The following is a 24,893-nucleotide window of genomic DNA, read 5'->3' on the forward strand; positions in this document are numbered from 1 at the left end:
GGCGGCCTGCCACCTCGCGCATGACCGGAGTTTATCCTTGAGTAAGCCGATCCTTGTTCAACGGCAGCGCCAACTGCAAACGCGCCTCGAAGCGAGCCGGCCCGCCTTAGATTGATCGCGGTCAAGGTGGCTCCTCCGGGAATGGCCGATGAACACCTGTTCCCATCTGAAAGGAATAGAGCCTGTGTTGAGCCGTAAATTGAAATTTGGCCTCGCCATCATCGCCGCTGCGGGTATTGGGTATTTCGCGTGGCGCTATTACGACATGCGACTTTCGGCAGAGGCAATGCCGGGCATCGCCAGTGGAAACGGCCGCATCGAGGCAGTCGAGATTGATATCGCGGCGCGGACGGCCGGACGGCTTTCCGATATTCTGGTGAAGGAAGGCAACTTGGTCAAAGCCGGCGCAGTCGTCGCCCGCATGGATATCGAACAGCTCGCCGCCCAGAAGCGCGAGGCGGAAGCCCAGCTTGCTAGGGCCAGGATCGCCATTGAAACCGCGAAAAGCCTCGTCGTCCAGCGCCAGGCGGAAAAGGAAGCCGCGGCCGCAACCGTCTCCCAGAACGAGGTCCAGCTGCAATCGGCCCGCAAGCGGCTTGCCCGCAGCGAGCAGATGAGCCGCAGCGGATCGGTTTCCGAACAATTGCTGGACGACGACCGCGCCAGGGTCGAGGGAGGAGTGGCGACCGTCTCGGCCGCCAAAGCCAACCTTGCCGCAACCGATGCGGCGATCGGCGCGGCGCAGTCTCAGGTCGTGGATGCCGAGGCCGCGGTCGAGGCGGTGCAGGCAACCGTCGCGCGGATCGACGCCGATCTGCGGGATTCCGAACTCAAGGCTCCGCGCGACGGACGGGTGCAATATCTTGTGGCGCAGCCGGGCGAAGTGGTCGCCGCCGGCGGCCGTGTGCTCAACATCCTCGATGTCGGCGATGTCTACATGACCTTCTTCCTACCGACCGGGGAAGCTGGGCGCGTCCCGATCGGCGGCGACGCTCGCATCGTTCTCGATGCCGCCCCCCAATATGTCATTCCGGCCCGGATATCCTTCGTGTCCGATGTCGCGCAATTCACGCCGAAGACGGTGGAGACCGAAGAGGAACGACAGAAGCTGATGTTTCGCCTGCGGGCGCGCGTCTCTCCGGAACTGCTTCAGAAATACATCACGCAGGTCAAGACCGGGCTACCGGGCCGGACCTATGTGAAGCTCGATCCCGCCGCAGAGTGGCCGGCGGCGCTGTCGCGGCCGATTACCCCATGAGCCCGGAGCAGCAGGCGAAGGGCATCCCGGCGGAACCGGCCTATGTGGCGCGGTTGAAGGACGTCAGCCATTCGTACGGCGGGACGCGCGCGATCGACGGCATAACCCTCGACCTGCCGGCAGGGCGTATGATCGGCCTGATCGGTCCGGACGGGGTGGGCAAATCCTCGCTGCTGTCGTTGATTTCCGGCGCACGCCAGGTCCAGACGGGCGAGGTCGAGGTGCTTGGCGGCGACATGCGCAGCGCCGGTCACCGCGACCGCACCTGCCCGGCCATCGCCTATATGCCGCAGGGGCTCGGCAAGAACCTCTACCCGACGCTATCGGTGTTCGAAAATGCCGATTTCTTCGCCCGCCTGTTCGGCCAGGGCCGCGAGGAACGGGAGTACCGGATCGCGAACCTTTTGAGGCGCACCGGCCTGTCGGGCTTCGAGGATCGCCCCGCCGGCAAGCTTTCGGGCGGCATGAAACAGAAGCTCGGCCTCTGCTGCGCGCTCATCCACGATCCGGACCTCTTGATCCTCGACGAGCCGACCACCGGCGTCGATCCGCTGTCGCGCCGGCAGTTCTGGAGCCTCGTCGACGATATCCGGAGGGAGCGGCCGGAGATGAGCGTGATCGTCGCAACCGTCTATATGGAGGAAGCGGCGCGCTTCGACTGGCTGGCGGCCATGGATGCCGGAAAAGTGCTGGCGACCGGCACGCCGCGGCAGATTCTGACCCGCACCCGCGCGCATACTCTCGACGAAGCCTTCATCCAGCTTATGCCCGAAGAGAAACGCGCTGCCCACCACGCGGTCGCGATCCGGCCTGCGGACTTCACCGAGGCTGATTTCGCCATCGAGGCGGAAGGCCTCACGATGCGCTTTGGCGATTTCACCGCAGTGGACGATGTCAGCTTCCGCATCCGCCGGGGCGAGATCTTTGGTTTCCTCGGCTCCAACGGCTGCGGCAAGTCCACGACGATGAAGATGTTGACCGGCCTACTGCCGGCGAGCGAGGGCACGGCGAAGCTGTTCGGCAAGACGGTCGATCCGAAGGACATGGATGTCCGGCGGCGTGTCGGCTACATGAGCCAGGCCTTTTCGCTCTATACGGAGCTGACGGTCCGGCAGAACCTCGACCTGCATGCGCGGCTGTTCCAGCTGCCGGCCGACACGATCCCGGCCCGGATCGAGGAAATGGGCCGGCGTTTCGAGCTTGCGGAGGTCATGGACACGCTCCCTGACGCTTTACCGCTCGGTGTCCGGCAGCGGCTTTCGCTGGCGGTAGCACTGATCCATTCGCCGGAAGTTCTGATCCTCGACGAGCCGACTTCGGGCGTCGACCCGATCGCCCGCGACCAGCTATGGGCGGCGCTGATCGAGCTGTCGCGCAAAGACCATGTCACCATATTCATCTCCACCCATTTCATGAACGAGGCTGAGCGCTGCGACCGCATATCGCTGATGCATGCCGGCAAGGTGCTGGTGAGCGATACGCCCGATGCGATCCGCAAAAGCCGCTATGCCACAACGCTGGAGGAAGCGTTCATCGCCTATCTCGAAGATGCGATCGGCGGGACGGCCGCCTCCTCATCCGCATCGACGCCCTCGACGGCGGACTTCGGGCGCAAGTTCGCCGGAGCACGGCCGCACCGCGCCTTCGACCTGCGCCGCGTCTGGAGCTACAGTCTTCGCGAGACCCTGGAAATCCGCCGCGACCCCATCCGGGCCACCCTGGCGCTGATCGGCAGCGTCATCCTGATGTTCGTGATCGGCTACGGCATCAACATGGATGTCAAGGACCTGACATTCGCGGTTCTCGACCGGGACGACACGGTCGCCAGCCGCGACTATACCGCCGACATCGCCGGTTCCCGCTATTTCATCGAGCAGCCGCCGCTCGGCGATTATGCCGACCTCGACCGGCGCATGCGCGACGGCTCGCTGAAGCTGGCGATCGAGATTCCCGCCGGTTTCGCGGAACATGTCGCCCGCGGCCACGACGTCGAGATCGGCGCGTGGATCGACGGCGCCATGCCGCAACGGGCGGAAACGACGCGCGGCTACGTGCAGGGCATGCATGCCCACTGGCTGGCGCAAAAGGCGCGCGAGATCTACGGCGATGCCGCCAAGGGACAGTTCTCGATCGAGACCCGTTTCCGCTACAATCCCGGCATCGAAAGTCTGGTGGCGATGGTGCCGGCCGTCATTCCGTTGCTGCTTCTGCTGATCCCGGCGATGCTCGCGGCGCTGTCGGTGGTGCGGGAGAAGGAACTCGGCTCGATCGTCAATTTCTACGTGACGCCGGTGACGAGGCTCGAATTCCTCATCGGCAAGCAGCTTCCCTATCTGGCACTCGGCATGATGAACGCGGTGCTCCTGTGGCTGTTTGCGATCCTGGTGTTCCAGGTGCCGTTCACCGGCAGCTTAGCTGCCTTCACGGCGGCAGCACTTCTCTATGTCGCTTTCGCGACCGCCTTCGGCCTGCTCGTCTCGACTTTCATGTCGAGCCAGATCGCCGCGATCTTCGGGACGACGCTGATGACGATCATACCGGCCGTGCAGTTCGCCGGCATGATCGATCCGGTCTCCTCGCTTCAGGGCATCGGGGCGGCCATCGGCCAGATCTATCCGACGACCTATTTCAACATCATCTCCCGGGGAACCTTCTCGAAGGGCCTTGGCTTCGAAAATCTGTTCGGGGCTTTTTTGCCGCTCATCGTCGCTGCGCCGCTGCTGATTGCGGCAAGTGCCGTCTTTCTCAAGAAACAGGCAAGGTGACGGATGCGGCTCGCCAATATCTTCCATCTCGGGGTCAAGGAACTGCGCGGCCTGCTGCGCGACCCGATATTGCTCGGACTGATCGTCTATTCCTTCACGATCGCGGTCTATACGGAAGCAAAAGCCGTTCCCGAAACATTGAACAATGCGCCGATCGCAATCGTCGACGAGGACAATTCGCCGCTCTCGCGCCGGATCGCCGACTCTTTCCTGAAGCCCTATTTCAAGCCACCGGCAATGATCACCGCGGGCGAGATGGATGCCCGCATGGATGCCGGCACCGACACGTTCGCGCTCGATATCCCGCCGAATTTCCAGAGCGACCTGATCGCCGGCAAAGCACCGGTCGTCCAGCTCAATGTCGATGCGACCCGAATGACCCAGGCGTTTTCCGGATCCGGCTACGTGCAGAACATCGTCTCGACCGAGGTCGCCGGTTTTGCCGCCGCGGATATTGATGATCGTATTCCGTCGGTGGATCTGGCATTGCGCGCCCGGTTCAATCCCCAACTCAACCAGATGTGGTTCGCATCGGTGATGAACGTGATCAACAACGTCACCATGCTGGCGATCATCTTGACCGGAACCGCCCTCATCCGCGAGCGGGAACACGGAACGGTGGAGCATCTCCTGGTGATGCCTTTGACGCCGTTCGAAATCATGGCCGCAAAAGTCTGGTCGATGGGGCTGGTGGTGTTCGTTGCCACTCTGCTTTCGCTGATCTTCGTGGTGCAGGGATTGCTGAAGGTTCCGATCGAAGGATCGATCGTGCTGTTCATGGCGGGGGCGGCGCTCCACCTGCTGGCGGCGACGGCCATGGGCATCGCGCTTGCAACGCTTGCGGGCTCAATGCCGCAGTTCGGCCTGCTGCTGATGCTGGTGCTGCTGCCGCTGCAAATCCTCTCCGGCGCGACCACGCCCCGCGAAAGCATGCCGGAAGCGATCCAGACGATCATGCTTGCCGCGCCGAACACACATTTCATCCTGCTCGCCCAGGCGATCCTCTATCGCGGCGCCGGGTTCTCGGTGGTCTGGCCGCAGTTCCTCTGGCTCGCGAGCATCTCTGCAGGCCTCTTCGTGTTTTCGCTGCTCGGATTTCGTCGGTCGTTGCGATGAGAGCGGTCCGTTGACGAACATCGAGGACAGCCCTACCGCGGTCCTACACTGGACCTAATCCAAGAAACGATGCTGACAGTGGGATCCATCGTGACCCTTAGAGCCGATTGTGATCCGGCCAGGCGTCGGCGAGTACGGTGACGACCTGGAAGCCTTCGAAAAAGGCTTTTGCGGCTTCGAGAATTGAGCGTTGATCTACGTCACTGCCGATACCTTCCCAATCACTACTCTGCAGGAAACAGAGAAGGAGGGTGTCATGCCACTGAAACTGAAATCCGGATTCCTGATGTCGTCCGGCGACGAAGGCCGGCTCGTGATGGATTCGGGCGTCGGCGATCAGATCGTCATCGTTGCCCGCGAGGCGCTCGAGGCAGTTGCCGATCCCCCTCGCGTGGACGAATTCAGATTACAGGAATACATCGACGTCTTCAGCCGGATCGCCAGTGCGAAATTCGATGAAAGGTTGCTCGATTCCGGCGGGCACGTCCACGTGACGTCGGAGGACGTCCGAACTTGGCATGCGGCGTTCCCGCCAAGGTAAGCGGCAGCAGGCGCGCCGCAATCCTGCCAACCAACAGACGCCGCAGTTGATCGAGATCATTGCGCGTGCCGCGGCCAAGGCGCAGCAAAGATAGCATGAGCTGCCTCCATCCTTACCGCAGGGAACGCATATGCTTGAAGTTCCAAAGCCGATCATGAAGGAGATCCCTTCAGTCGTCGAAAAGGCACAGGTCCAAGCCATCGGAAAGACGCGGCGACCATCCGCTCGTGTCTACGCGTTCTCTATCCTGCTGGCCGCTGCCATGGGCGCAGGATTCGGCGCATGGGCGATGTTCCTGCGCCCGATCGAAGTTCAAGTCGCAAGCACCGAGCAAGACGTGCCCGTGCAGGTTTTCGGCCTCGGGACGGTCGAGGCGCGGGTGACATCGAGGATTGGCTTCAAGGTGTCTGGCGTAGTGGTCGATTTGCGCGCCGATGTCGGCGATCGCGTTTCCAAGGGCGCGGTTCTGGCCCGTCTTGATGACCGTGAGCAGAACGCACAGGTCGCTCGGGCAAACGCGGTGGTCCAACAGGCCGAAGCCAATCTTCAAAGAGCTGCTGCAAGCGTCGAAAAGGCTCAGGTGAACCATGCGAATGCCAAGAGCATCAATGAGCGCCGGCAATCGCTGCTAAAGGGCAATACCACCTCGCTTGAAGCGGCGCAGACGGCAGAAGCGGCAAAGGACGCAGCCTTGGCCGATGTGAACCTGGCGGAAAGCGATCTCCTGGTGGCCAAGGCCAATATTGGCGACGCCAAAGCGCAACAGCAACTGCAATCAACCATATTGGACTTCTACACCCTCGCGGCACCCTACGATGCCATGGTGACCACGCGCCTCAGGGAACTCGGCTCGGCGCTCGGCGCCGGAGAACCGGTGTTCACGATGATCGACCCAAAGACCGTGTGGACGCTCGCTTACGTCGACGAGAGCAAGGCCGGCGAGATCACCGTCGGCGAACCCGCCGAGATCGTGCTGCGTTCTCAGCCTGGCAGGCGTATCGCCGGCCACGTCGCGCGCATCCAGCCGGAAAGCGACCGGATCAACGAGGAGCGGCGGGTCGAGATCACGTTCGACACGCCGCCAGCCGACTTGTATCTCGGTGAGCAGGCTGAAGCCCACATCACGACCGTTCGGATTCCGCAGGCCCTATTGGTCCCGGAGGCGGCCATCATCGGCCTCGGCAAAAATCAGGGGACCGTATGGACCGTCGAGGATGGATTCCTGGAGCAGCGCAACGTGACACTTGGGCGCCGGCTGCTCGACGGTCGTATTGAGATCGCCGGTGGTGTCCCCGAGCACACCCTCGTCCTCACGACATTGCGCAGTGGACTGCGCATCGGCCGTGCAGCGAAGGTCGCCGAAGGGACAAGTCGATGAATCTGGCCTACCGGGACATCAAGCACAATCTCCTGCGTTTTTTGCTGACCAACTTCGGCTTAAGCTTGCTCCTTGGCATCGTAATCATGATGACCGGCGTCTATGGCGGCCTGATCGATGACGCATTGCGTCAGGCCCGCGCGGCCAATGCAGATCTCTGGGTGGTTGAGGCCGGGACCAATGGGCCGTTCGCCGAATCGTCGCGTATTCCGGGCGACACCAGAGAACTGGTTAGCCGGGTCTATGGCGTCCAGCGCGCCGGGTCCGTCACCTACCAGTCGGTCCAGACGGAGTTGAACGGCGTTCCACACCGCCTCTTTCTCATCGGCTTTGAGCCGGGCAGACCCGGCGGGCCACGTCAACTCTCGGCCGGCCGCGACATCTTGCGCGGCCACTATGAAATGATCGTCGATGCTTCCGCCGGTCTGGCGCTGGGCCAGGAGGTCCTGCTGGGAACCCGAGATCACAAGTTTTCCGTTGTCGGCCTGATGCGGAACGAACTCACATCATCCGGCGATCCCGTCGCCTATATCACCCTGCGCGACGCGCAAGCGCTCCAGTTCGAACTGGCGCCCCCGGCTTCGCGGCGCGAGCAGGCGCGCAGCGGATCCATGGAAACCAACGACCAGATCAATGCCGTCATCGCCAAGGTGTCACCCCATATCCCGGTCACCGAGACGGCAGCAGCACTCTCGCGGTGGAAACACCTGACGGCCCTCACGCAGGCTCAGCAGGAAACCCTTCTGAGTAAGTTCGTGATCGGAAAGGCGCGCAAGCAGCAGCTTCTGATCATGGTTCTGCTGGTCATCGTATCGGCCGTCATCATCGCGCTGATCATTTACACGATGACCATGGACAAGGTGCGGTCGATCGCCACGCTCAAATTTGTCGGAGCGCCTGATCGCACCATCATCGGCCTCATCGTTCAGCAATCCCTGTCATTGGGGATTACCGGCTACGTCGCCGGGCTCGCGCTTGTCTTTACCTTCAGGCCCTTTTTCCCGCGGCGGCTCGTGTTCGACCCGGAGAGCGTTATGGCCGTATTCGTTATCACGATCGTGGTCTGCCTTGCCGCAAGCACCCTGGGCATTCGGCTCGCGCTGAAAGTGGACCCCGCCGAAGCACTCTCCGCTGCAGGGTAGGATCATGATCGAGACAGGCACGCAAGCGGTTGTATGTGTCGAGCACCTCTCGAAGCATTTCGGTTCGGGAAGTGCGCGGGTCGACGCGCTTGTTGATATCAACATGGAAGTCTTTCCCGGCCAGGTCGTCGGTCTCATGGGGCCGAGCGGTTCGGGCAAGACCACGCTTCTCAACTGCATGGCCTGCATTCTGGAGCCAAGCGGCGGCCGGCTCACGCTCGACGGCGAAGCCGTCTATGACGACCATTGGCTCAAGGCGGACCTGCGCCGGTTGCGGCTCGACAAGATCGGCTTCATTTTCCAGTATCCCAACCTGCTGCCGTTCCTCAACGCCACCGACAATGTCGCCGTGGTGCTCCACCTTGCAGGATTGGGCGCCGCTGCAGCGCATCAGCATGCTATCGAACTGCTCGATTATCTCGAGGTCGGCCACCGCAAGCACGCGATGCCCGCGCAACTGTCCGGCGGCGAAGCCCAACGGGTGGCCATTGCTCGCGCGCTCGCCAATCGGCCGCGCATCATCCTCGCCGACGAACCGACCGCGCCGCTCGATTCCACCCGCGCCCGTATCGTGATGGATTTGTTACGACGGATCGCAATCGATCAGAGCGCGGCTATTATCGTTGTCACGCACGACGAGATGATCCTTGACCGCTTCGACCATATTTACCGGCTGCGCGACGGTCGGCTGGAAAGCGACGATCTTTCGCGCGCTCCGGTGGGAGTTGGCTACTGATGTTCGTTTTGCCGCTGCCGTGATCGGCGAACTCGCCGGATCACGGCAGCGGCAAAACATATAAAATTCCGTGCCTCACCTTGAAAGAGTAATAATATATAATATATTAGATTATATATTGATCTCGGACACGGAGCGAGTCATGCCTGTCACCGCAATATCCGAGAAGCTTTCTGTCTCGCCGCAGCCGAGCATCGAGGATATCCTATCGCTTCGCGACAAAGGATTCAAAACACTCATCAACAACCGACCGGACAACGAGGATCCTGCCCAGCCGGGAACCCAAGCCGAAAGCCTGGAAGCGAAGCACTGCGACCTCTCCTACGCCTTCATTCCAGTCACGGCCGGCACCATCACCGAGGCGGACGTGCGTGCCTTCCAGCGGGCGGTCGATGAATCGGAAGGTCCAGTGTTTGCCCACTGCCAATCCGGAACGCGCTCGCTGAACCTCTACCTGATCGGCGAGGTCCTTGACGGCCGCATGCCTGCAGAGGACGTCATCGAGTTCGGACGCAGCCGCGGCTTTGACACCAGCGGCGCTGCTGCCTGGCTCAAGCAAGATGCTGCCCGCAGGCCGCAGGTGAAGGGCTTCTTCGACAAGCGCACCTGGAGTGTTCAGTACGTGGTCTCGGATCCGGCCACGCGCAAATGCGCCATCATCGACCCTGTGCTCGACTTCGACGAGAAGGCTGGAGCAACGGCGACAATCAATGCCGACGCGATCCTCGACTACGTCCGCGACAACCAGCTGACGGTCGAGTGGATCCTCGACACCCATCCGCATGCCGATCACTTCTCGGCGTCCCAGTATCTGAAGGAGAAGACCGGCGCGCAAACAGCGATCGGCACGCGCGTCGTCAATGTCCAGAAATTATGGAAGGACATCTACAATTGGCCTGAGCTTGCGGTCGACGGCTCGCTATGGGACCGTTTGTTCGCCCATGGTGAGACCTTCGAGGTCGGCTCGATCGATGCGACAGTGCTGCTCTCGCCCGGACATACGCTCGCCTCCATCACCTATGTGATCGGCGACGCAGCCTTCGTGCACGATACGCTTTTCATGCCCGACAGCGGTACGGCGCGCGCCGACTTCCCCGGTGGCGATGCCCGCGTTCTGTGGAAGTCGATCCAGGAGATCCTTGCGCTCCCGGACGAGACGCGGATCTTCACGGGCCACGACTACCAGCCGGGCGGTCGGGCACCTCGCTGGGAAAGCACCGTCGCTGATCAGAAGAAGTTCAACCCGCATCTTGCTGGTGTGACGGAGGAAGAGTTCGTGGCGCTCAGGACGACGCGCGACAAGACGCTGCCAATGCCGAAGCTCATCCTGCACGCCCTGCAGGTGAACATCCGCGGCGGACGTCTGCCGGAGCCGGAAGCCAACGGCAAGCGCTATCTCAAGTTTCCGCTCGATGCATTGCAGGGAGCTGCATGGGAATGACGACCGATCTGAAGCCGATGACAAAAGCGGGGCTTTCCCCTGCCGAGATGGCCAGCCGGGCCGGAGAGGTAGCGAACCTCTTGAAGACGTTGTCCCATCCGGCGCGCCTGATGATCGTCTGCACGCTCGTGGAAGGCGAGTATTCGGTTGGCGAGCTTGAAGAGAAGGTCGACGTCCACCAGCCGCATCTGTCGCAGCACCTGACGGTGCTGCGTGGCTCCGGCATCGTCAAAACCCGGCGGGAGGGAAAACAGATCTTCTATTGCCTGACGGAGGAGAAGGCCGCCCTGCTGGTTGCCGCCCTCTATGACATCTTCTGCGTGAAGGAAGACAAATGAACGCATATCTCCCCTCATTGGCCGGGGGCATGCTGATCGGCGCATCGGCCGTCATGCTCCTGCTCCTCAACGGCCGGATTGCCGGGATCAGCGGGATCGTCGGGCGTCTCGCACAAGGCGTCGGATTGACCACCAATCTTGCGTTCGTGCTCGGGCTGCTGCTCGGGCCGCTCACCTACCTGTTCGCGTTCGGAGGCTGGCCTGCCGTGCAGATCACCGCCGGCTGGCCGCTGATCATCGTCGCGGGGCTGCTCGTCGGCTTCGGCTCGCGTATGGGATCGGGCTGCACAAGCGGACACGGCGTGGTCGGGCTTGCCCGCCTGTCGCCGCGCTCCATGGTAGCGGTCGCCACGTTCCTGACTGCCGGCGTGGTTGCCGTCACAATTCTTCGAGGTCTGGGACTATGAATAGGAACATCTCCCAATTCGGGGCGGCTCTCGCCTCGGGCATCGTCTTCGGTTTCGGCCTGTCCCTGTCTGGTATGCTGAACCCGGTTCGCGTCCAGGGCTTCCTCGACGTGTTCGGCGCGTGGGATCCGAGCCTTGCCTTCGTTCTCGGTGGCGCCGTCGTCGTCGCCTTCATCGGCGTGCAGGCGATGAAGCGGATGCGCCACCCGGCCTTCGACGACAGCTTCCATGTGCCGACGAACCGTCGGATCGACACGCCGCTGGTGATCGGCTCGACCTTGTTCGGCTTGGGCTGGGGTATCGGTGGCTTCTGTCCCGGCCCGGCGGTCGCGTCCCTGTCGGTCGGAATCCCGCAGACAGCGCTGTTCGTCATCGCCATGCTCGTGGGCATGACCTTGTATGACAGAGTATGGAGCAGGCGGCCGTGAGCACCTCCATCGGCAGTCGGCTCCGGCGGAATCGTCGGCTTCATGCTCGGTCTGCTCGGCGGTGGCGGATCCATCCTGGCGACACCGCTGCTCCTCTATGTCGTTGGCGTGACACAGCCGCATGTTGCCATCGGTACGGGTGCGCTTGCCGTCTCGGCCAACGCCTTCGCCAACTTTGCAAGCGGTGATGTCACGTTAATCTGGGCGAGTGCGCATCCGTCGGGGTTGGGGTGATCAGGCGGCAATTCCGGCCACGTCCTTCCAATGTGCGATCGCCCTGAGGCGATGCAGATGGACTTCGATTGCTGAGTGTTTCGGACGGGTCGGGACGCAGAGATTTCGAAGAGCGGAGAAGACACTTACGAAGCGTTGCTGCGCGCCTGGCGAGCGAAATCGCTGCATCACCCGTTCCCGTTTCCGCAGCGGCAGATGCGAGTTTTCGGCGCGGTTGCTCAGCCCCTTGTGTGATCGGTGCTCGACCGTGGGCATAATCTGACGCCGTGCAGCACCGTAAGAGCGAAGCTTGTCCGTGACGATGCGCTTCGGAAGGCATCCCTGCTTCTTCATCAACCGGATCAGGAGCCGCCTGGCGGCCTTGGTGTTGCGGCGGGTCTGGACGACTTCGTCGAGAACGTAGCCGTTCTGATCGACGGCACGCCAGAGCCAGTGTTTCAGCCCGCCGATCGTCACGACCACCTCGTCCAGATGCCAAATGTCATTCGGGTTCGGCGCTTTCCGCCGCAAGCGGCCAGCATAGTCTGGCCCGAATTTCTTCGCCCAACACCGGATCGTCTCGTAGGAAACAACGATGCCGCGCTCCAGCAGCATCTCTTCGACCAGGCGCAGGCTCAACGGAAATCGGAAATCCAGCCACACCGCCTGAGCGATCACAGAAGGCGGGAAACGATGACGCTTGTAACAAACAGGACCCTGGCTCATGACTGCCGACTAGCAGCCAAAAACTTCAGCCCAGTTAACCTGACATCACCCGACCAGGGTATAGCCCACCCCTCGCACGGTCCGAATGGTCGGATCACCGTCTTGACCGAGCTTACGCCTCAGATAGCGGATATAGACTTCGACGATCTTGGTTCCGGGATCGAAATCGTAGTTCCAGACGTTGTTCAGCAGCCGCTGACGGCTGACCACTTTGTTGACGTTGAGCATGAGATAACGGAGCAGTTCAAACTCACGAACGGTGAACCCGATTTCGCAGTCCGACTTCGTGACGCGGCGGGTTGCCGGATCGAGGGTAAGCAACCCCACCTGCAGGACATCCGTTCGTTCGAGCGTTGGGCTGCGTCTTCGCAGCGCCTCTATCCGGGCAATCAGTTCATCGAAGGCAAAGGGTTTTACGAGGTAGTCGTCAGCGCCGCTTTGAAGGCCGTCGACACGATCGCGAATGCTTTCTTTGGCGGTGAGCATCAGGACGAGCACGGAACGTCGCTCCTGCCGGATTATCCGGCACACCTCAAGACCGTCCACATAGGGGATCGTTCGATCGAGGATGACCAGGTCGACGGTTTCATGACGGATTCGTTCAAGACCGTCGCGCCCGTCCTCTGCCAATTGCACATGGTACCCTTCTGCCTCAAGTCCCCGCCGCAGAAAGCTCGAAATTCGCCGGTCGTCTTCGACAATCAGGACTCGCATGCGATTTTCCTTTCTGCGATGGGCAGCCGGATGGTGAGAACCGCACCACGTTTGGGCGCAGCCCCGAGGGCAATGGTACCACCGTGCCGTTCGACGATGGTCCTTGCAATCGGCAGGCCGATGCCGAGGCCCTTGGCTGCGCGGCTGGCGTTGTTCCTTCCGCGATAATACCGGTCAAACACAAAAGGCAGTTCCGCCGGATCAATCCCGCAACCATGATCACGAATAGTCAGCACCAGGATGTCATCGCTGCAACAAATGTCTATGTCGATCATTCCACCTGGATCTGCATATTTGATCGCATTATCGATCCCAATCATCAACGCCTGCTTCAAGCGTCTGGGGTCTGCCCTGATCAGTTGTTTCGATGCTCTCGAAAGCAGTTGAACTTCCATCTCTTTTTGTTGCGCAAGAATTTCAGTTTCGTGCACGGCCGCAATGACCACGGTTTCAGCCTCGACCGTTTCAAAATCATAGGTGACGTCGTCGATCTCAGAACGCGTAAAGTCGATCAGATCCTCAAGCAGCCGCGCCATGTCAGCGGCGTAAAGCTGAATGCGGTTCAATGCATCGCGTAAAGAGGCAAGCTTTGGTCTCGCGCGAAGCGCCACCTCGGCTTCACCACGCAAGATTGTAAGCGGCGTGCGTAGTTCGTGGCTGGCATCCGCAAGGAACTGGCTGCGCTTGCCATCGAGTTCCAGAAGTTGGTCATTTGCCTGCCGCAGCTCACGTGTCCGTTGATCCACTTCACGTTCGAGCCGGACCTGAGCAGATGTCAGGCTCGCTCTTTGCAGTTCGATCGCCTCCGCCATCTTGTTGAAACTCTGCGAAAGCACCAGGAATTCGTCGCGGCGGCCCGTCTCGATGCGATGATCGAGCTGGCCACGGGCAATTGCTTCCGCTCCGGCCACCAAAAGGCGAACCGGCCGGACGATCGAATGATGGAGTGTCAGGCCTAAACCAAGGCCCGCCACCACCGCCAGCACCGAAAAGACGCCAGCAACAAGCAGAACCGTATGTTGGGTGCTTCGCACCCGGACAAGCTCCTCGGCAACTTCTCCACGCTCCTCCTGCCGGGCATCGCCGATCATGGTCTCGAAATCGTTAGAGAGGCGATACTCGATGCTACGCCGGAAGATATCGACGGCGCGATCCTGTCGCCCGGCCGCTTGTGCCTGAAATACACGTTCAGCCGCCTGATCGATCGCTTGATAAAATTCCTGAAGCCGCGCGGCGAACTCTATTTCTGGCAATTCCTGCTGAACGGCTCCAAGGCTTCCAAGCGTGGCGAACTCCTTGCGTGTCACCTCTGCAAGAACACGGAATCCTTCCGCCATCTTTTGTCGCGCGAGTTGGAAATCCGGCATCTGTTCAGGACCAAGCAAAAGGACTTCCGCCAACTGCTCGGCGTAATTATTGCCAAGTCCGTCAAGTTCGCTGATCGCCTCGAAGCGAGAGTGGACGCCATCGATTCGATTGACGAACTCGTCGGTGAGCTTGAGCGTCGTCAGCATCAGCCCGACAACCACGCCCACGAAGACGAATGTGACTAGCTGGAAGAGAAGAATGCGCCGCCGGACGGTCATATTGCCTCGTACCTGGTTGGGAGCTTGCCGTCAGGATCGCCGATTAATGGCTGCAGGACAAGGAATGGCGCCAAGAAGTAGCAATTCTCTCCAAATTCTAACCTTCCTCCTCCCGCCCTCTAACCTGCGACGCTTAAGATCGCCCTGCAACATGACGGGCCTGTTCCTCCATCCTGGGGCCAGATCGCGAGACGGAGTAGCGCAATGGAGAAGGCGAACACCTGGCCTGAGCCGATATCCGGAAGAAATGAGCGTCAGCCTGGGGCGCGCGTTGCGGCTATCAAGCCCGCACGCCGGCATTTGGTATTGAACCTGTTCGTTGCCGCAGCGACGTTCATTGCGATCGAATTTTTTGCATCGGGGCTGCCGTTGGAGCCTCGGCGTTCCTTACAGGTTCTTGCGCTGGCACTGGTCGGCTGGACCTTGACATCACTCGACGACACCTTGGTTGCAGTCACCGCCGCCGTGGCAATGACATTGGTCGTCACCGGTAAACCAGACTCGCTGTTCAGTGCTCTTGGCAATCAACTGATCTGGCTTCTTCTCGCGTCGTTCCTGCTGGCGTCGGCGTTCAAGGCGAGCGGTATCATGGATCGACTGATCGCGCTTGCCACGACACGATTGCGATCGGTCCAAGCCCTTGCCTACGCGCTGACGGCGTTGCTCCTCGCCACCGCTTTCGTCGTACCCTCCACATCGGGCCGGGCGGCAATGATGGTGCCCGCTTATGCAGCGATCTCCGAACATTGCGACAGCGTGCGGGTGCGACGCGCTTTGGCGCTAGTCTTCCCCACGGCCGTGCTTTTATCTGCCGTCGCGTCGCCTTTGGGTGCCGGCGCACACCTCATCGCTGTCGACATGGTTCGCAAGCTGTCGGGTCAAGAGATCGGTTATCTTCACTGGGTTGTTCTGGGTCTTCCGTTTGCGGTCTCAAGCGCGTTTCTGTCGACCGGTATTATCCTGAAGATTTTTCTGACTTCGCACGAGCGGCGAAGCAAGCTTACGATCGCGCGCACCAACGTGCGCCCTGCACCACTGTGGAAACGGCCGGTCTGGATCGCCGCAGTCGTGACGGCCGGCTGGCTGACGGAACCGATGCATGGCATCGACCCAACGATCCTGGCGCTTGTCGGCGCGCTTGCCGCCTTCTCCCCCACTGCCGGACCGATCTCCTTTCGTGACGCCCTGCGCGACGCCGACCTGTCCCTCTTGGTCTTCCTTGCCGCAACGATCTGCCTCGCGGACGGTTTGGTGACGTCCGGACTGAACGAGGCTCTGGTCGCGGCAGTGTTCCACCCCCTGCAGGGAGCCAAATTGCCGTCCGTCGTTTTCATTGCGCTTGTCGCTGCGATCGGTTTGCTCTCGCATCTGCTCATCCATAGCCGCACTGCACGGGTGTCAATCTTGCTGCCACCGGCGTTGGTGCTTGCGCAGGCGTCGAACGTGGATCCCCTCCTCGTGATGTTGACCATGGTTTCGGCGACAGGTCTTTGTCAGACGCTGATGGTCAGCGCAAAGCCGGTAGCGCTCTTTGGTCGGCTGGACGAAAACGCCTATGGCGCGGGCGATCTTGCTCGGCTCAGCGCGGTGCTATTGCCCCTCCATTTTCTTCTCATCATGATTTTCGTGCTCATCATCTGGCCCGCCATCCAGTCGATGCTAGCTTAGCTGCAGGAGTTGACTATGTCGAAAAAGCACCGGCGTTTACGTGTCCTGGTGGCACCTTCCGGTTTTAAGGAAGGACTGGGCGTCCGCGAGGTGGCGGACGCGATCGCACGGGGCGTCCGCAATGCGCTTCCCCGCGCAAAGATTACCCGCGTGCCAATGATCGATGGCGGCGAAGGCTTCGTTCAGACCATGGTGGACTTGCTTGGAGGCGAATTGCATCCGGTCACCGTGACAGGCCCCGTGGGACAACCCGTCGATGCTCACATCGGCTTTCTATCGGAACGCAGGAAGCGCACGGCAGTGATCGAGATGGCTGCCGCTGCCGGGTTGCGTCTCGTGCCAAGGGATATGCGGGATCCCACGAAAACAACGAGTTACGGCGTTGGCGAGATGATCCTCGCGGCACTCGACCTCGGCGCCGAACGCATCCTCCTGGGCTGCGGCGACTCTGGCATCAACGATGCGGGTGCCGGCATGGCTCAGGCGCTCGGCATCAGTCTCTTGGATGCATCTGGCCAGCCAATTGCCGGCAATGGCGCGGCATTGCGTTCGCTCGAACGTATCGACGTTACCGGCCGCGATCCCCGCCTTAAGAAAATTAGCATCGATGTCGCCGTCAATCCTTACAATATGCTGCTAGGAGAAGCCGGCGTCGCGCGGGTATTCGGACCGCAAAAGGGTGCAACGCCGGACCAGGTGGCGATCCTGGAACAAGGTCTTCAGATGTTTGCGCGCATTGTCCGCCGCGATCTTGATATCGACGTTGGGTCCTTGAAAGGAGGCGGGGCATCTGGGGGACTTGGGGCGGGCCTGCACGCTTTCACCTTCGCCAGGCTACATCCACGTTTCGATCTCATTCTTCGGCATATCAAACTCGATCGGAGACTGGCCAAGACTGACTTGGTGATGACCGCGGAGGGTGGGATTGATGGACAAACGCGATACGGCAAGGTTCCCGCGGAAATCGCCCGTCGCGCCAAGCGCCACAAGCTGCCGGTTCTCGCCTTGGCCGGGACCGTTGGTTCGGGCGTGGAAACGACAAGAAAGGTAGGAATCGACGCGGTGTTCAGCATCCTCAACCGGCCCTGCACCTTGGAAGACGCCATCCGCGAAACGGAAAACCTTCTTACGGAAACCGCCGAACAAGCCGTGCGTCTGATGCTTGCAACACGTTCGGTATTGCGGCCTTGAGAACCGGTGGCCTCGGCTTTTAGAGGCGATTGCCGGGACGTCGTCGATGACTGACCTAGCGGTCTTTGGCAACCGGCTCTCGATGTGGTCCGCCAGCGCGCTCAGTCGGGTCGTGAACCAGTCACTGCATACAAGGCGCTCAATGCGGCAGATTGTGCGTTTGGCGGCAGAACGCTGATACGGAGGCGCTCGTCGGCTGACATGGGTAGATTGTTGATCAGCCAATTCGCCAATGTCCCAGCGTCCTGCGACGCTTCGGGCCGCAACGCCTCGTAGTTGGTAAGGCCACCAAGCAGGCCTCCGCCTCTCAAGTCTTCCAGGACCTTGCCACCTTAAAGAGGAGCCCCTCCCCGGCTTGAACGAAATCGTTAGCGTGAATCCCGCGTCGGGTTTTCGGCAATCGCGAATTACCAGCAACAGCGCGAGCATGGTCGCGCCGGTCCAGCCAATCTCCGAATTCAGATTCTTACACCAGCCGGTTCAATTGAAAGGAACACGCCCTACAACGACACACTCTTGATCGTTATGACCCCGAATGGATTGAACTTGTAACTATCATCTTCATACCTCTCGTCGTCGGACAGGCTATGTCTGTCGCGTGCAATGGTTTCCCCGACGCCGTATTCAGTCATCCTGGTGGCAATGGCGTCGATGAAGTCTGCGATCTCGATCTGGTCGCCATTCGTGTATATTTTTGGGTTGGCAAGCTTTACCTCGTCGATCACCATGTCGGGCAGGCCAACCAGGTGAAAACCGACGGTTTCCATGCTTTGACCGGCAGTCGGATCGCCAATGGGACGGCGCGCAAATGCCAGACGACAGATCGATGCAAGCGCCAGGGAATCATTCGATATCGTCGCGTCGTGAGCCTGATCAGCGAGTTCCTTCCACCGATCGATTCCGTGTGCAACCCCGGCGCTTTCACCCTTGGCGGCAAGCGCACCACCATCCAGCATGAATTGCACAAAGCGCAATGCAGTAGCCGATATTGCAATGGTCTTCTCCGCCATCATGGGCGGGCCAAGAACATACAGGACCGATCTGTGCTCCAAGACGGCTCTTTCATCCGCCTCGCTAAAAGCGCTTTCCGCAACCCGATCCCAACAGACGGCGAAGGACAGCTCCATGCGGTCGTCTTCGGTGTCCATGGAATAGCTTTCATCGATCGAAAAGCCCTCGCCGAATTGGCGGATGGCCGTTTGAGCGGTTTTTCTCAGGACGGCAAGGCCATCCTTGCCGCCAAGAAAGCAGAGCACATGACGGGGAGTGACGGTGGATCGGGTGGGCGCGGTGGCTGGACTTTTGCGATCGCCAGCAGCCAGTGAAGGCCAACCCAGAAGTGCGCTTCCAAGGAATATGAACAAATTCCGACGCTTTGCGTTCATGCCAATTTCCATTGATCGCACGCGGGATATGACGACGCAAATATGAGCTGTCGGAGGCCCCCAGGTTTTTCGCAAGAGCACGCTTCTACCCCTTGCCGGAAACCGGAGGTGCCCACGAATAACGGTATTTGGTAGAATAATTGAACCTTTGCCGCAACTGGTTCAAGTGTTCCGGGGAGGTCTTGATGGAGTATGAACCGGTCAACGCGCATTCAAATGAAAATCTTTGTTTTTATGCGACCGCGCGCGGACCCCGGGTACATTCTAATTTCAAGTGCGACATGCCAATAACATCAATGGCTTCGCCTTGGAGAAATTTGCATGTCGCCCTGCTATTCGCAACTCACCCTGTCCGACCGCCGCCATCTGTATCAGTTAAAGGAACGCAAGCTGCCGGTTGGTGAGATCGCCCGCCAACTCGGCCGTCATCGTTCGACCATATACCGCGAGCTCAAGCGCAACACGTTCCACGACCGCGAGTTTCCAGAATACACTGGTTACTTCGGCACCATCGCCAACGACATGAGCAAGGAGCGCCGCCGACGGCTGCGCAAGCTCAGACGACATCCACAGCTGCGAGACCTGATTATCGATCGACTGAAGGCCAAATGGTCACCGGAACAGATTGCCGGCCGGCTGTTGATTGACGGGATCAGCCCAGTCAGCATCTGCCCGGAAACGATCTATCGCTTCATCTACTGCAAGGAGGATTATCCACTTGGCCTTTACGAGCACCTGCCTGAGCGACGTCGCCGACGCTTGCCGCGTGGATCCCGCAAGCCGCGTGACGGGCTCATCCCGTTTGAGTGCCGGATCTCGCAACGGCCTGATTTTGTTGATGATCGGTCCGAGTTCGGCCATTGGGAAGGCGATCTGCTGATCTTCAAACGCGAGCTTGGCGAGGCCAACATCACCTCGCTCGTCGAACGCAAGAGCCGCTACACCGTGTTGATCAAGAACCGCAGCCGCCACTCGCGGCCGATCATGGACAAGATCATCAATGCGTTCTCGCCGCTGCCGTCTTTTGCCCGTCGCAGCTTTACCTTCGACCGCGGTACCGAGTTTGCCGGCTTCCGGGCTTTGGAAGACGGGATCGGCGCCAGGAGCTGGTTCTGCGACCCGAACTCGCCCTGGCAGAAAGGTGCTGTCGAGAACGCCAACAAGCGGATCCGCCGCTTCCTGCCTGGTGACACCGACCTATCCAACATCACGCAGCAACAGCTCGTCGACCTCGGCCATCACCTGAATGCGCAGCCACGCAAATGCCTAGGATACAAAACACCCGCCGAAGTGTTCATCGCCCATTTGCGTGAAACAGGCTGATCCCCTACCCTCCAATCGCGTATGTTGCACTTGGCGTAGATTCTCCACCACATCGCACGCCTTGAAGGGAGTCGAACCACATACCCGCAAGATCGAGATCGCAGCAAACCTTTTCTTTTTGACATCGCCTTATCGGCGGAGCGCATGCGCGGATTTAAATGTTCGCGAATTTGGCCCCCGGACAAACCGCGCGTACGCCCGTCACCAATGATGTGCTGCGATATCCGCTCCCACTGCTCGTCCTGAAGGACTACACGATCCAAAACATCCGTGACGGTCTCCAAAAGACAGTCATGAATCTGATTTGTGCAGCCTTGGAAACCCAAGAGCCCACCCTTCCCGAAGCGCAATCCTACGCCGCAGCCGGTTATCAAGATTAGGTGTCGGCAACTCGGACCAGCTCCGCCTGATGGTGCAGCAGGCCCGACTGTGAACTTTATGTCCAAGCAAGCCACATATAGGCGGCGGCCGTCCAGGAAAAGCCGAGGCCGCCGCAGCCTTCGCCTGTTACCGGGTCGAAATATTCGGCAAAACCTTCCGCCTCGATCGCCGCGACTGTCGATATGCGCAGCTTTTCCGCCGCTTCCGTGTGACCGTTACGCTTCAAGCCGTCGATCAGCAGCCAATTGATGATCGCCCAGGCAGGGCCCCGCCAGTAGCGCTTCGGCTCCCAGCCTGCGATACCCGGCTTGGTGGTCGGAAAGGCGACCTTGAGGCCCTTCGACCAGGCCTTCATCTCATCGACCAGCGCATCGGCGATGCCCTTCTCCAGGTCGAGCGACAGGAGGGGGATGAAGCCTGCCTGTGTCGCGGCTTCGACATCCTCGCCGGAGATCAGGTCGCGCGATACGAAGCGTGACAGGGCCGGGCGCCACTGCGCGAGTATCGCCTTGCGGCTGAGCTCGTTGAACGCGGCGATCTCGGCGGCGTCCTCCGTCCGGCCGAATTCGCGGGCGAGATGTTCGAGGTCCTCGCCGGCCTTCAGCAGGATAGCGGTGGTCTGGATCTCGGCGACCTTGAACGGTGCCTTTTCCCATTGCCTTGCGGGATCCCAGCCGCAGGCGGCATAGGTGTCGACCAGGTGTATGAAGCGGCTATAGTCCTCGTCGCGCGGGCGCATCGAGGCGTTCACATGGCCGGTATCCTTGCGCACGACCGGCGTATCGGTGGTGGTCGGCACGCGGGCGAGCGCGATGTCCCAGGCCGGCGAGTTGTCGCTGCCGCTTTCCCAAGGGTGCAGCAGGGCGACCAGGCCGGTGCCTTCCGGATCACGCGCGGAATACCACCACCGATGCCATTTCAGCGCGGCCTCGTAGAGCGGCAAGGTGCGGGCCTCTGTGCCCCTGCCGGCCGCCTCGAAGACCTTGCGCAGCGCGATCGCAAAGACCGGCGGCTGGGTGATGCCGGAGGTCGGGATCGTGTGGTGGGTGCGCCAGACGTTCGGACCGGGGAAATAAGTGTCGCTCGGCTGGTGGAAGACGATATGTGGCACCATGCCGTCCGCCCACTGACCCTCGATCAGCCGCTCCAGCTCGCGATAAGCACGGTCGGTATCGTAAAGCGCGAAACCCATGGCGACGAAGGCGGAATCCCAGTTCCACTGGAACGGGTAGAGCCGGTCGGTCGGCACCGTATAGCCGCCGCGGTCGTTGGCGACGAGGATGCGCTTCGCCTCGGTGATATGCACGTTCATGTCGGGTACTCCGGTATGCTCAGGCCAAAACGGCTGGAAAGGACTTGCCGCTTTCGGGCGAAAGCCAGGTGATGCGCCTGCGGTCGAGCTTCAGGCCGATCGTGTCGCCGCTCTTCACGGTTTCGGACGCCGGCAGGATAACACGCACCGGCTGGTCGTGGATCGAGCCGGTCAGGAGCAGATGCGACCCCATCGGCTCGGCGACGCGCACCTTCATCTCGATCCCCTGCGGGAGCGGCGCCAATTCGACCGCCTCGCCGCGCAGGCCAAGTACGACTTCATTGCCGACATCGTCCGGCACCGCGAGCTGTTCCGCACCGGCCGCCACCTGGCCGTTCGAGACCGGCACCTTGATGAAGTTCATCGGAGGATTGCCGATGAAACCGCCGACGAAACGCGTCGCCGGATGATTATAGATTTCGACCGGATGACCGACCTGCTCGACGACGCCGTTGTGCATGACCGCGATACGATCTGACAGGCCCATGGCCTCGGTCTGGTCGTGGGTGACATAGATCGTCGTCGTGCCCGCCGATTGCAGCACGGTTTTCAGTTCCGTGCGCATTTCGAGCCGCAGCAGGGCGTCGAGATTGGAGAGCGGCTCGTCCATCAGCAGCACCTTCGGCTCGACAGCCAGCGCGCGGGCAACCGCCACGCGCTGGCGCTGGCCGCCTGAAAGCTTGTTCGGATAACGATCGAGATACGGTTCGATATGCAGCAGGCCGGCCGCCTTGTCGACCTGCGCCTTCACCCGTGCGTCGTCGGCCTTCTGCATGCGCAGACCGAAGGCGACGTTTTCGTAGACCGTCATATGCGGGAAGACCGCATAGTTCTGGAAGACCATCGCCAGCCCGCGATCCTTGGGCGCCAGTCCGATCATCGACCTGTCGCCGATGCGGACATCGCCGGAGGTCGAGGTTTCGAGGCCGGCGATGATGCGCAGGAGCGTGGTCTTGCCGCAGCCCGATGGCCCGAGCAGCGATACGAACTCGCCGTCGTTGATCGTCAGCGAGACCTCCTTCAGCGCCTGGAAAGCGCCAAAACTCTTGCGGATGCGGTCAATGACAATATTGGCCATGTCGATGGTCCCGTTATTTGGAGGAAATGCCCCAGATCGCGAACAGGTAACGCCTGACCGCGAAGATGAAGACAACGGAAGGGAGAATGAGCATCAGGCCGCCGGCAAAACGGTAATGCATCGGGCTTTCCGACAGCACCGTCAGCAGATAGGCCGTGAGCGTACGGTTGCGCACCGTCAGCACCGAGGCGGCGAACACCTCGTTCCAGGAAATGACGAAGGCGAACACGGCGGTGGCGACGATGCCGGGCAGCGCCAGCGGCGCAACCACCTTGAAAAAGGCCTGGACGCGGGTGCAGCCGAACACCCAGGCGGCCTCCTCGAGTTCCTTCGGCACGCCGAGGAATATGCCCTGGGTGACGAGCGCCGCAAAGGGCAGAGCCAGCACCGTGTGGATCAGGCCGACGCCGATGATCGTGTCATAGAGCCCGAGCCGGATGAAGGAGACGGTAAGCGGCAGCGCCAGGATCGCCAAGGGGAAGGCGCGGGTCAGCAGGACCAGAAGCCGGTAGCTGTCCTTGCCCCGGAAATCGTAGCGGGCCAGTGCATAGCCGGCCGGTGCGCCCAGCAGAATGGAAAGCGCCACCGTGATGCCGGCTGCCCCCAGCGAGTTGAGAAAAGACTGGACGACGCCTTCGGTCTTCAGGAACAGTATGAAGGGTTCGAGCGAAATCCCGGTTGGCAAGCCCGTCTTCGGCCAGATATAGACGCCCTGGCGACCGCCGAGTGCCCCCAACGCCACCAGATAGATCGGCACCAGAACCCAGGCGCAGAGCGCCGCAATGCCGCTCCAGAGGAGCCAGCGGCGGGAGGAGGCGAAGCTTGCGGGACGGGAAGCTGTCTCCGTCGCACTCATGGTTTCCGTGCTCATGGCAGACGCTCCGGATCGACTTTCAGGGCCTTCAGATAGATCAGCGTCGCGGCAAGCGAGATGATCATGATCAGCACCGCGTAGACCGCCGCGACGCTGTAATTCTGGTTCTGGTTCTGCCAGTTATAGGCCTCGCCGACGAGGACTGGGAAATTGCGCCCGCCGAGCGCGTAGACCACTGCGAACACCTCGAAGGCGAGCACGGTACGCAGGATCAGCGCCGATTGCAGGGCGGGCCGGATCAGCGGCAGGGTGATACGCCAGAAACGCGTCCATGGGCCGGCGCCGAAGATCTCGGCGGCTTCCTTGAATTCCTTCGGCACCTGGTTGAGACCGGCGACGATGATGACCATGACGATCGCCGTGCCGCGCCAGATTTCCGCAACTGCGATGGCGATAAAAAGCGCCACCGGCGTCTGGTAGGACAGCCAGCTCGCCTGCCGGCCGATGACGCCGAGGCTGAAGAGGAGCGAGTTGAAATAGCCGGTATTCTGCAGGATCGACAGCCAGACGAGGCCAGCGGCGAGGTCGGAAATACCAAGCGGGATGGTCCAGATCCAGAGAATGGTCTCGCGGCCACGGCCGACCTTGGCGACCATCGTGCCCATGGCAAGCGCGATGGCGATCTGCACCGGCACGACAACGATCGTCAACAGAAAGGTGTTCCTGACCGAGCGGGCGAAATTGATGTCGGTCACCATGCGCTCGGCATTCGCCAGCGAAGGCGCGCCGTTGTCCGAGAGAGCCAGCCAGATCGTCTGCACCAGCGGCACGACGAAGAGCAGCGCCAGAAAGGCGACTGACGGCAGGATCAGCAGATAGGGGATCCAGGGTCGGTTCTGGGTCATCGATTGCCCTCGCAAGGGGGCTTTGAGAATTGATCATACATCGGCTT

General features: G+C 60.9%; 22 protein-coding genes and 1 pseudogene. 15 read left to right on the top strand and 8 right to left on the bottom strand.

Annotated elements, in window-relative coordinates; genetic code table 11:
• Nucleotides 1–148 precede the first annotated feature (148 nt).
• The 12 genes and pseudogenes from ACSQ3G_RS28140 to ACSQ3G_RS28195 form a co-directional block, all read left to right on the top strand.
• Nucleotides 149–1,258: an HlyD family secretion protein gene (locus ACSQ3G_RS28140; RefSeq protein WP_436112609.1), complete on the top strand. Its 1,110-nt coding sequence runs from the start codon at nt 149–151 to the stop codon at nt 1,256–1,258.
• Nucleotides 1,255–4,023, top strand: coding sequence for a ribosome-associated ATPase/putative transporter RbbA (rbbA, locus tag ACSQ3G_RS28145; protein ID WP_436112610.1), 2,769 nt, complete (start codon nt 1,255–1,257; stop codon nt 4,021–4,023). The genes ACSQ3G_RS28140 and rbbA overlap by 4 nt, the downstream gene beginning before the upstream one ends.
• Before the next feature lie 3 nt (nt 4,024–4,026).
• Nucleotides 4,027–5,139 (top strand): ABC transporter permease, encoded by a 1,113-nt coding sequence (locus ACSQ3G_RS28150; protein ID WP_436112611.1) that lies wholly within the window; start codon nt 4,027–4,029, stop codon nt 5,137–5,139.
• Between the two features lie 256 nt (nt 5,140–5,395).
• A complete protein-coding gene (locus ACSQ3G_RS28155) occupies nt 5,396–5,680 on the top strand; it encodes a hypothetical protein (RefSeq protein ID WP_436112612.1) in 285 nt (94 codons plus the stop codon).
• A 130-nt stretch (nt 5,681–5,810) separates the two neighbouring features.
• Nucleotides 5,811–7,058 (top strand): efflux RND transporter periplasmic adaptor subunit, encoded by a 1,248-nt coding sequence (locus tag ACSQ3G_RS28160; protein ID WP_436112613.1) that lies wholly within the window; start codon nt 5,811–5,813, stop codon nt 7,056–7,058.
• On the top strand, nt 7,055–8,200 hold the full coding sequence (locus tag ACSQ3G_RS28165) for an ABC transporter permease (RefSeq protein WP_436112614.1): 1,146 nt from the start codon (nt 7,055–7,057) through the stop codon (nt 8,198–8,200). Before ACSQ3G_RS28160 ends, ACSQ3G_RS28165 begins: the two co-directional genes overlap by 4 nt.
• 4 nt (nt 8,201–8,204) lie before the next feature.
• A complete protein-coding gene (locus tag ACSQ3G_RS28170) occupies nt 8,205–8,936 on the top strand; it encodes an ABC transporter ATP-binding protein (protein ID WP_436112615.1) in 732 nt (243 codons plus the stop codon).
• 142 nt (nt 8,937–9,078) lie between these two features.
• A complete protein-coding gene (blh, locus tag ACSQ3G_RS28175; RefSeq protein WP_436112616.1) occupies nt 9,079–10,377 on the top strand; it encodes a bifunctional sulfur transferase/dioxygenase Blh in 1,299 nt (432 codons plus the stop codon).
• Entirely contained in the window at nt 10,368–10,715 is a 348-nt protein-coding gene (gene bigR, locus ACSQ3G_RS28180; RefSeq protein ID WP_436112617.1) for a sulfite-sensing transcriptional repressor BigR, read from the top strand. Before blh ends, bigR begins: the two co-directional genes overlap by 10 nt.
• Nucleotides 10,712–11,122 carry a YeeE/YedE family protein gene (locus ACSQ3G_RS28185; RefSeq protein WP_436112618.1) on the top strand — a complete coding sequence of 137 codons (411 nt, stop codon included), beginning with the start codon at nt 10,712–10,714 and terminating at the stop codon, nt 11,120–11,122. Before bigR ends, ACSQ3G_RS28185 begins: the two co-directional genes overlap by 4 nt.
• On the top strand, nt 11,119–11,550 hold the full coding sequence (locus tag ACSQ3G_RS28190; RefSeq protein WP_436112619.1) for a DUF6691 family protein: 432 nt from the start codon (nt 11,119–11,121) through the stop codon (nt 11,548–11,550). Before ACSQ3G_RS28185 ends, ACSQ3G_RS28190 begins: the two co-directional genes overlap by 4 nt.
• Nucleotides 11,551–11,592: 42 nt before the next feature.
• Nucleotides 11,593–11,733, top strand: a pseudogene (locus tag ACSQ3G_RS28195) (TSUP family transporter); the annotation flags it as partial.
• A gap of 51 nt (nt 11,734–11,784) precedes the next feature.
• Here the strand turns inward: ACSQ3G_RS28195 and ACSQ3G_RS28200 are convergent.
• From ACSQ3G_RS28200 to ACSQ3G_RS28210, 3 genes are read right to left on the bottom strand one after another with little or no spacing between them, the layout of a single operon-like run.
• The gene (locus ACSQ3G_RS28200; RefSeq protein ID WP_436112620.1) at nt 11,785–12,489 is read right to left on the bottom strand and encodes an IS6 family transposase; all 705 of its coding nucleotides are present in this window, start codon (nt 12,487–12,489) and stop codon (nt 11,785–11,787) included.
• 45 nt (nt 12,490–12,534) lie between these two features.
• Nucleotides 12,535–13,203: a response regulator transcription factor gene (locus ACSQ3G_RS28205; RefSeq protein WP_436112621.1), complete on the bottom strand. Its 669-nt coding sequence runs from the start codon at nt 13,201–13,203 to the stop codon at nt 12,535–12,537.
• The gene (locus ACSQ3G_RS28210) at nt 13,191–14,789 is read right to left on the bottom strand and encodes a sensor histidine kinase (protein ID WP_436112622.1); all 1,599 of its coding nucleotides are present in this window, start codon (nt 14,787–14,789) and stop codon (nt 13,191–13,193) included. Before ACSQ3G_RS28210 ends, ACSQ3G_RS28205 begins: the two co-directional genes overlap by 13 nt.
• A gap of 204 nt (nt 14,790–14,993) precedes the next feature.
• Here ACSQ3G_RS28210 and ACSQ3G_RS28215 point away from each other — a divergent pair, with 204 nt between their 5' ends.
• Both ACSQ3G_RS28215 and ACSQ3G_RS28220 read left to right on the top strand, forming a co-directional pair.
• Nucleotides 14,994–16,457 carry an SLC13 family permease gene (locus ACSQ3G_RS28215; RefSeq protein WP_436112623.1) on the top strand — a complete coding sequence of 488 codons (1,464 nt, stop codon included), beginning with the start codon at nt 14,994–14,996 and terminating at the stop codon, nt 16,455–16,457.
• A gap of 15 nt (nt 16,458–16,472) precedes the next feature.
• Entirely contained in the window at nt 16,473–17,648 is a 1,176-nt protein-coding gene (locus ACSQ3G_RS28220; RefSeq protein ID WP_436112624.1) for a glycerate kinase family protein, read from the top strand.
• Nucleotides 17,649–18,148: 500 nt separating this feature from the next.
• On the opposite strand, the gene ACSQ3G_RS28225 is transcribed toward ACSQ3G_RS28220, so the two are convergent.
• Complete coding sequence (locus ACSQ3G_RS28225; protein ID WP_436112625.1) at nt 18,149–19,033, bottom strand: hypothetical protein; 885 nt, start codon at nt 19,031–19,033, stop codon at nt 18,149–18,151.
• A 321-nt stretch (nt 19,034–19,354) separates the two neighbouring features.
• Between ACSQ3G_RS28225 and ACSQ3G_RS28230 the strand changes: the two genes are divergently transcribed.
• Complete coding sequence (locus ACSQ3G_RS28230) at nt 19,355–20,356, top strand: IS30 family transposase (RefSeq protein WP_436109881.1); 1,002 nt, start codon at nt 19,355–19,357, stop codon at nt 20,354–20,356.
• Nucleotides 20,357–20,792: 436 nt separating this feature from the next.
• On the opposite strand, the gene ACSQ3G_RS28235 is transcribed toward ACSQ3G_RS28230, so the two are convergent.
• The 4 genes from ACSQ3G_RS28235 to ACSQ3G_RS28250 are packed head-to-tail and all read right to left on the bottom strand — an operon-like array spanning nt 20,793 to nt 24,846.
• Nucleotides 20,793–22,049, bottom strand: a complete 1,257-nt coding sequence (locus ACSQ3G_RS28235; protein WP_436112626.1) for an MGH1-like glycoside hydrolase domain-containing protein — start codon at nt 22,047–22,049, stop codon at nt 20,793–20,795.
• A 19-nt stretch (nt 22,050–22,068) separates the two neighbouring features.
• Nucleotides 22,069–23,127, bottom strand: coding sequence for an ABC transporter ATP-binding protein (locus ACSQ3G_RS28240; RefSeq protein WP_436112627.1), 1,059 nt, complete (start codon nt 23,125–23,127; stop codon nt 22,069–22,071).
• Nucleotides 23,128–23,140: 13 nt separating this feature from the next.
• Entirely contained in the window at nt 23,141–23,998 is an 858-nt protein-coding gene (locus ACSQ3G_RS28245; protein WP_046605761.1) for a carbohydrate ABC transporter permease, read from the bottom strand.
• Entirely contained in the window at nt 23,995–24,846 is an 852-nt protein-coding gene (locus tag ACSQ3G_RS28250; protein WP_436112628.1) for a carbohydrate ABC transporter permease, read from the bottom strand. The genes ACSQ3G_RS28245 and ACSQ3G_RS28250 overlap by 4 nt, the downstream gene beginning before the upstream one ends.
• Between the last annotated feature and the right edge of the window lie 47 nt (nt 24,847–24,893).

Origin of the sequence: Neorhizobium tomejilense (assembly GCF_964254135.1) — a bacterium.
Classification (GTDB): Bacteria; Pseudomonadota; Alphaproteobacteria; order Rhizobiales; family Rhizobiaceae; genus Neorhizobium; species Neorhizobium tomejilense.

Coding starts and splice junctions, on each gene's coding strand:
- ACSQ3G_RS28165 (WP_436112614.1), top strand. CDS start 7,055: ATGAATCTGGCCTACCGGGACATCAAGCACAATCTCCTGCGTTTTTTG.
- ACSQ3G_RS28190 (WP_436112619.1), top strand. CDS start 11,119: ATGAATAGGAACATCTCCCAATTCGGGGCGGCTCTCGCCTCGGGCATC.
- ACSQ3G_RS28155 (WP_436112612.1), top strand. CDS start 5,396: ATGCCACTGAAACTGAAATCCGGATTCCTGATGTCGTCCGGCGACGAA.
- ACSQ3G_RS28240 (WP_436112627.1), bottom strand. CDS start 23,127: ATGGCCAATATTGTCATTGACCGCATCCGCAAGAGTTTTGGCGCTTTC.
- ACSQ3G_RS28235 (WP_436112626.1), bottom strand. CDS start 22,049: ATGAACGTGCATATCACCGAGGCGAAGCGCATCCTCGTCGCCAACGAC.
- bigR (WP_436112617.1), top strand. CDS start 10,368: ATGGGAATGACGACCGATCTGAAGCCGATGACAAAAGCGGGGCTTTCC.
- ACSQ3G_RS28160 (WP_436112613.1), top strand. CDS start 5,811: ATGCTTGAAGTTCCAAAGCCGATCATGAAGGAGATCCCTTCAGTCGTC.
- ACSQ3G_RS28205 (WP_436112621.1), bottom strand. CDS start 13,203: ATGCGAGTCCTGATTGTCGAAGACGACCGGCGAATTTCGAGCTTTCTG.
- ACSQ3G_RS28210 (WP_436112622.1), bottom strand. CDS start 14,789: ATGACCGTCCGGCGGCGCATTCTTCTCTTCCAGCTAGTCACATTCGTC.
- ACSQ3G_RS28170 (WP_436112615.1), top strand. CDS start 8,205: ATGATCGAGACAGGCACGCAAGCGGTTGTATGTGTCGAGCACCTCTCG.
- ACSQ3G_RS28220 (WP_436112624.1), top strand. CDS start 16,473: ATGTCGAAAAAGCACCGGCGTTTACGTGTCCTGGTGGCACCTTCCGGT.
- ACSQ3G_RS28140 (WP_436112609.1), top strand. CDS start 149: ATGAACACCTGTTCCCATCTGAAAGGAATAGAGCCTGTGTTGAGCCGT.
- ACSQ3G_RS28245 (WP_046605761.1), bottom strand. CDS start 23,998: ATGAGCACGGAAACCATGAGTGCGACGGAGACAGCTTCCCGTCCCGCA.
- ACSQ3G_RS28185 (WP_436112618.1), top strand. CDS start 10,712: ATGAACGCATATCTCCCCTCATTGGCCGGGGGCATGCTGATCGGCGCA.
- ACSQ3G_RS28200 (WP_436112620.1), bottom strand. CDS start 12,489: ATGAGCCAGGGTCCTGTTTGTTACAAGCGTCATCGTTTCCCGCCTTCT.
- ACSQ3G_RS28230 (WP_436109881.1), top strand. CDS start 19,355: ATGTCGCCCTGCTATTCGCAACTCACCCTGTCCGACCGCCGCCATCTG.
- ACSQ3G_RS28225 (WP_436112625.1), bottom strand. CDS start 19,033: ATGAACGCAAAGCGTCGGAATTTGTTCATATTCCTTGGAAGCGCACTT.
- rbbA (WP_436112610.1), top strand. CDS start 1,255: ATGAGCCCGGAGCAGCAGGCGAAGGGCATCCCGGCGGAACCGGCCTAT.
- ACSQ3G_RS28150 (WP_436112611.1), top strand. CDS start 4,027: ATGCGGCTCGCCAATATCTTCCATCTCGGGGTCAAGGAACTGCGCGGC.
- ACSQ3G_RS28215 (WP_436112623.1), top strand. CDS start 14,994: ATGGAGAAGGCGAACACCTGGCCTGAGCCGATATCCGGAAGAAATGAG.
- ACSQ3G_RS28250 (WP_436112628.1), bottom strand. CDS start 24,846: ATGACCCAGAACCGACCCTGGATCCCCTATCTGCTGATCCTGCCGTCA.
- blh (WP_436112616.1), top strand. CDS start 9,079: ATGCCTGTCACCGCAATATCCGAGAAGCTTTCTGTCTCGCCGCAGCCG.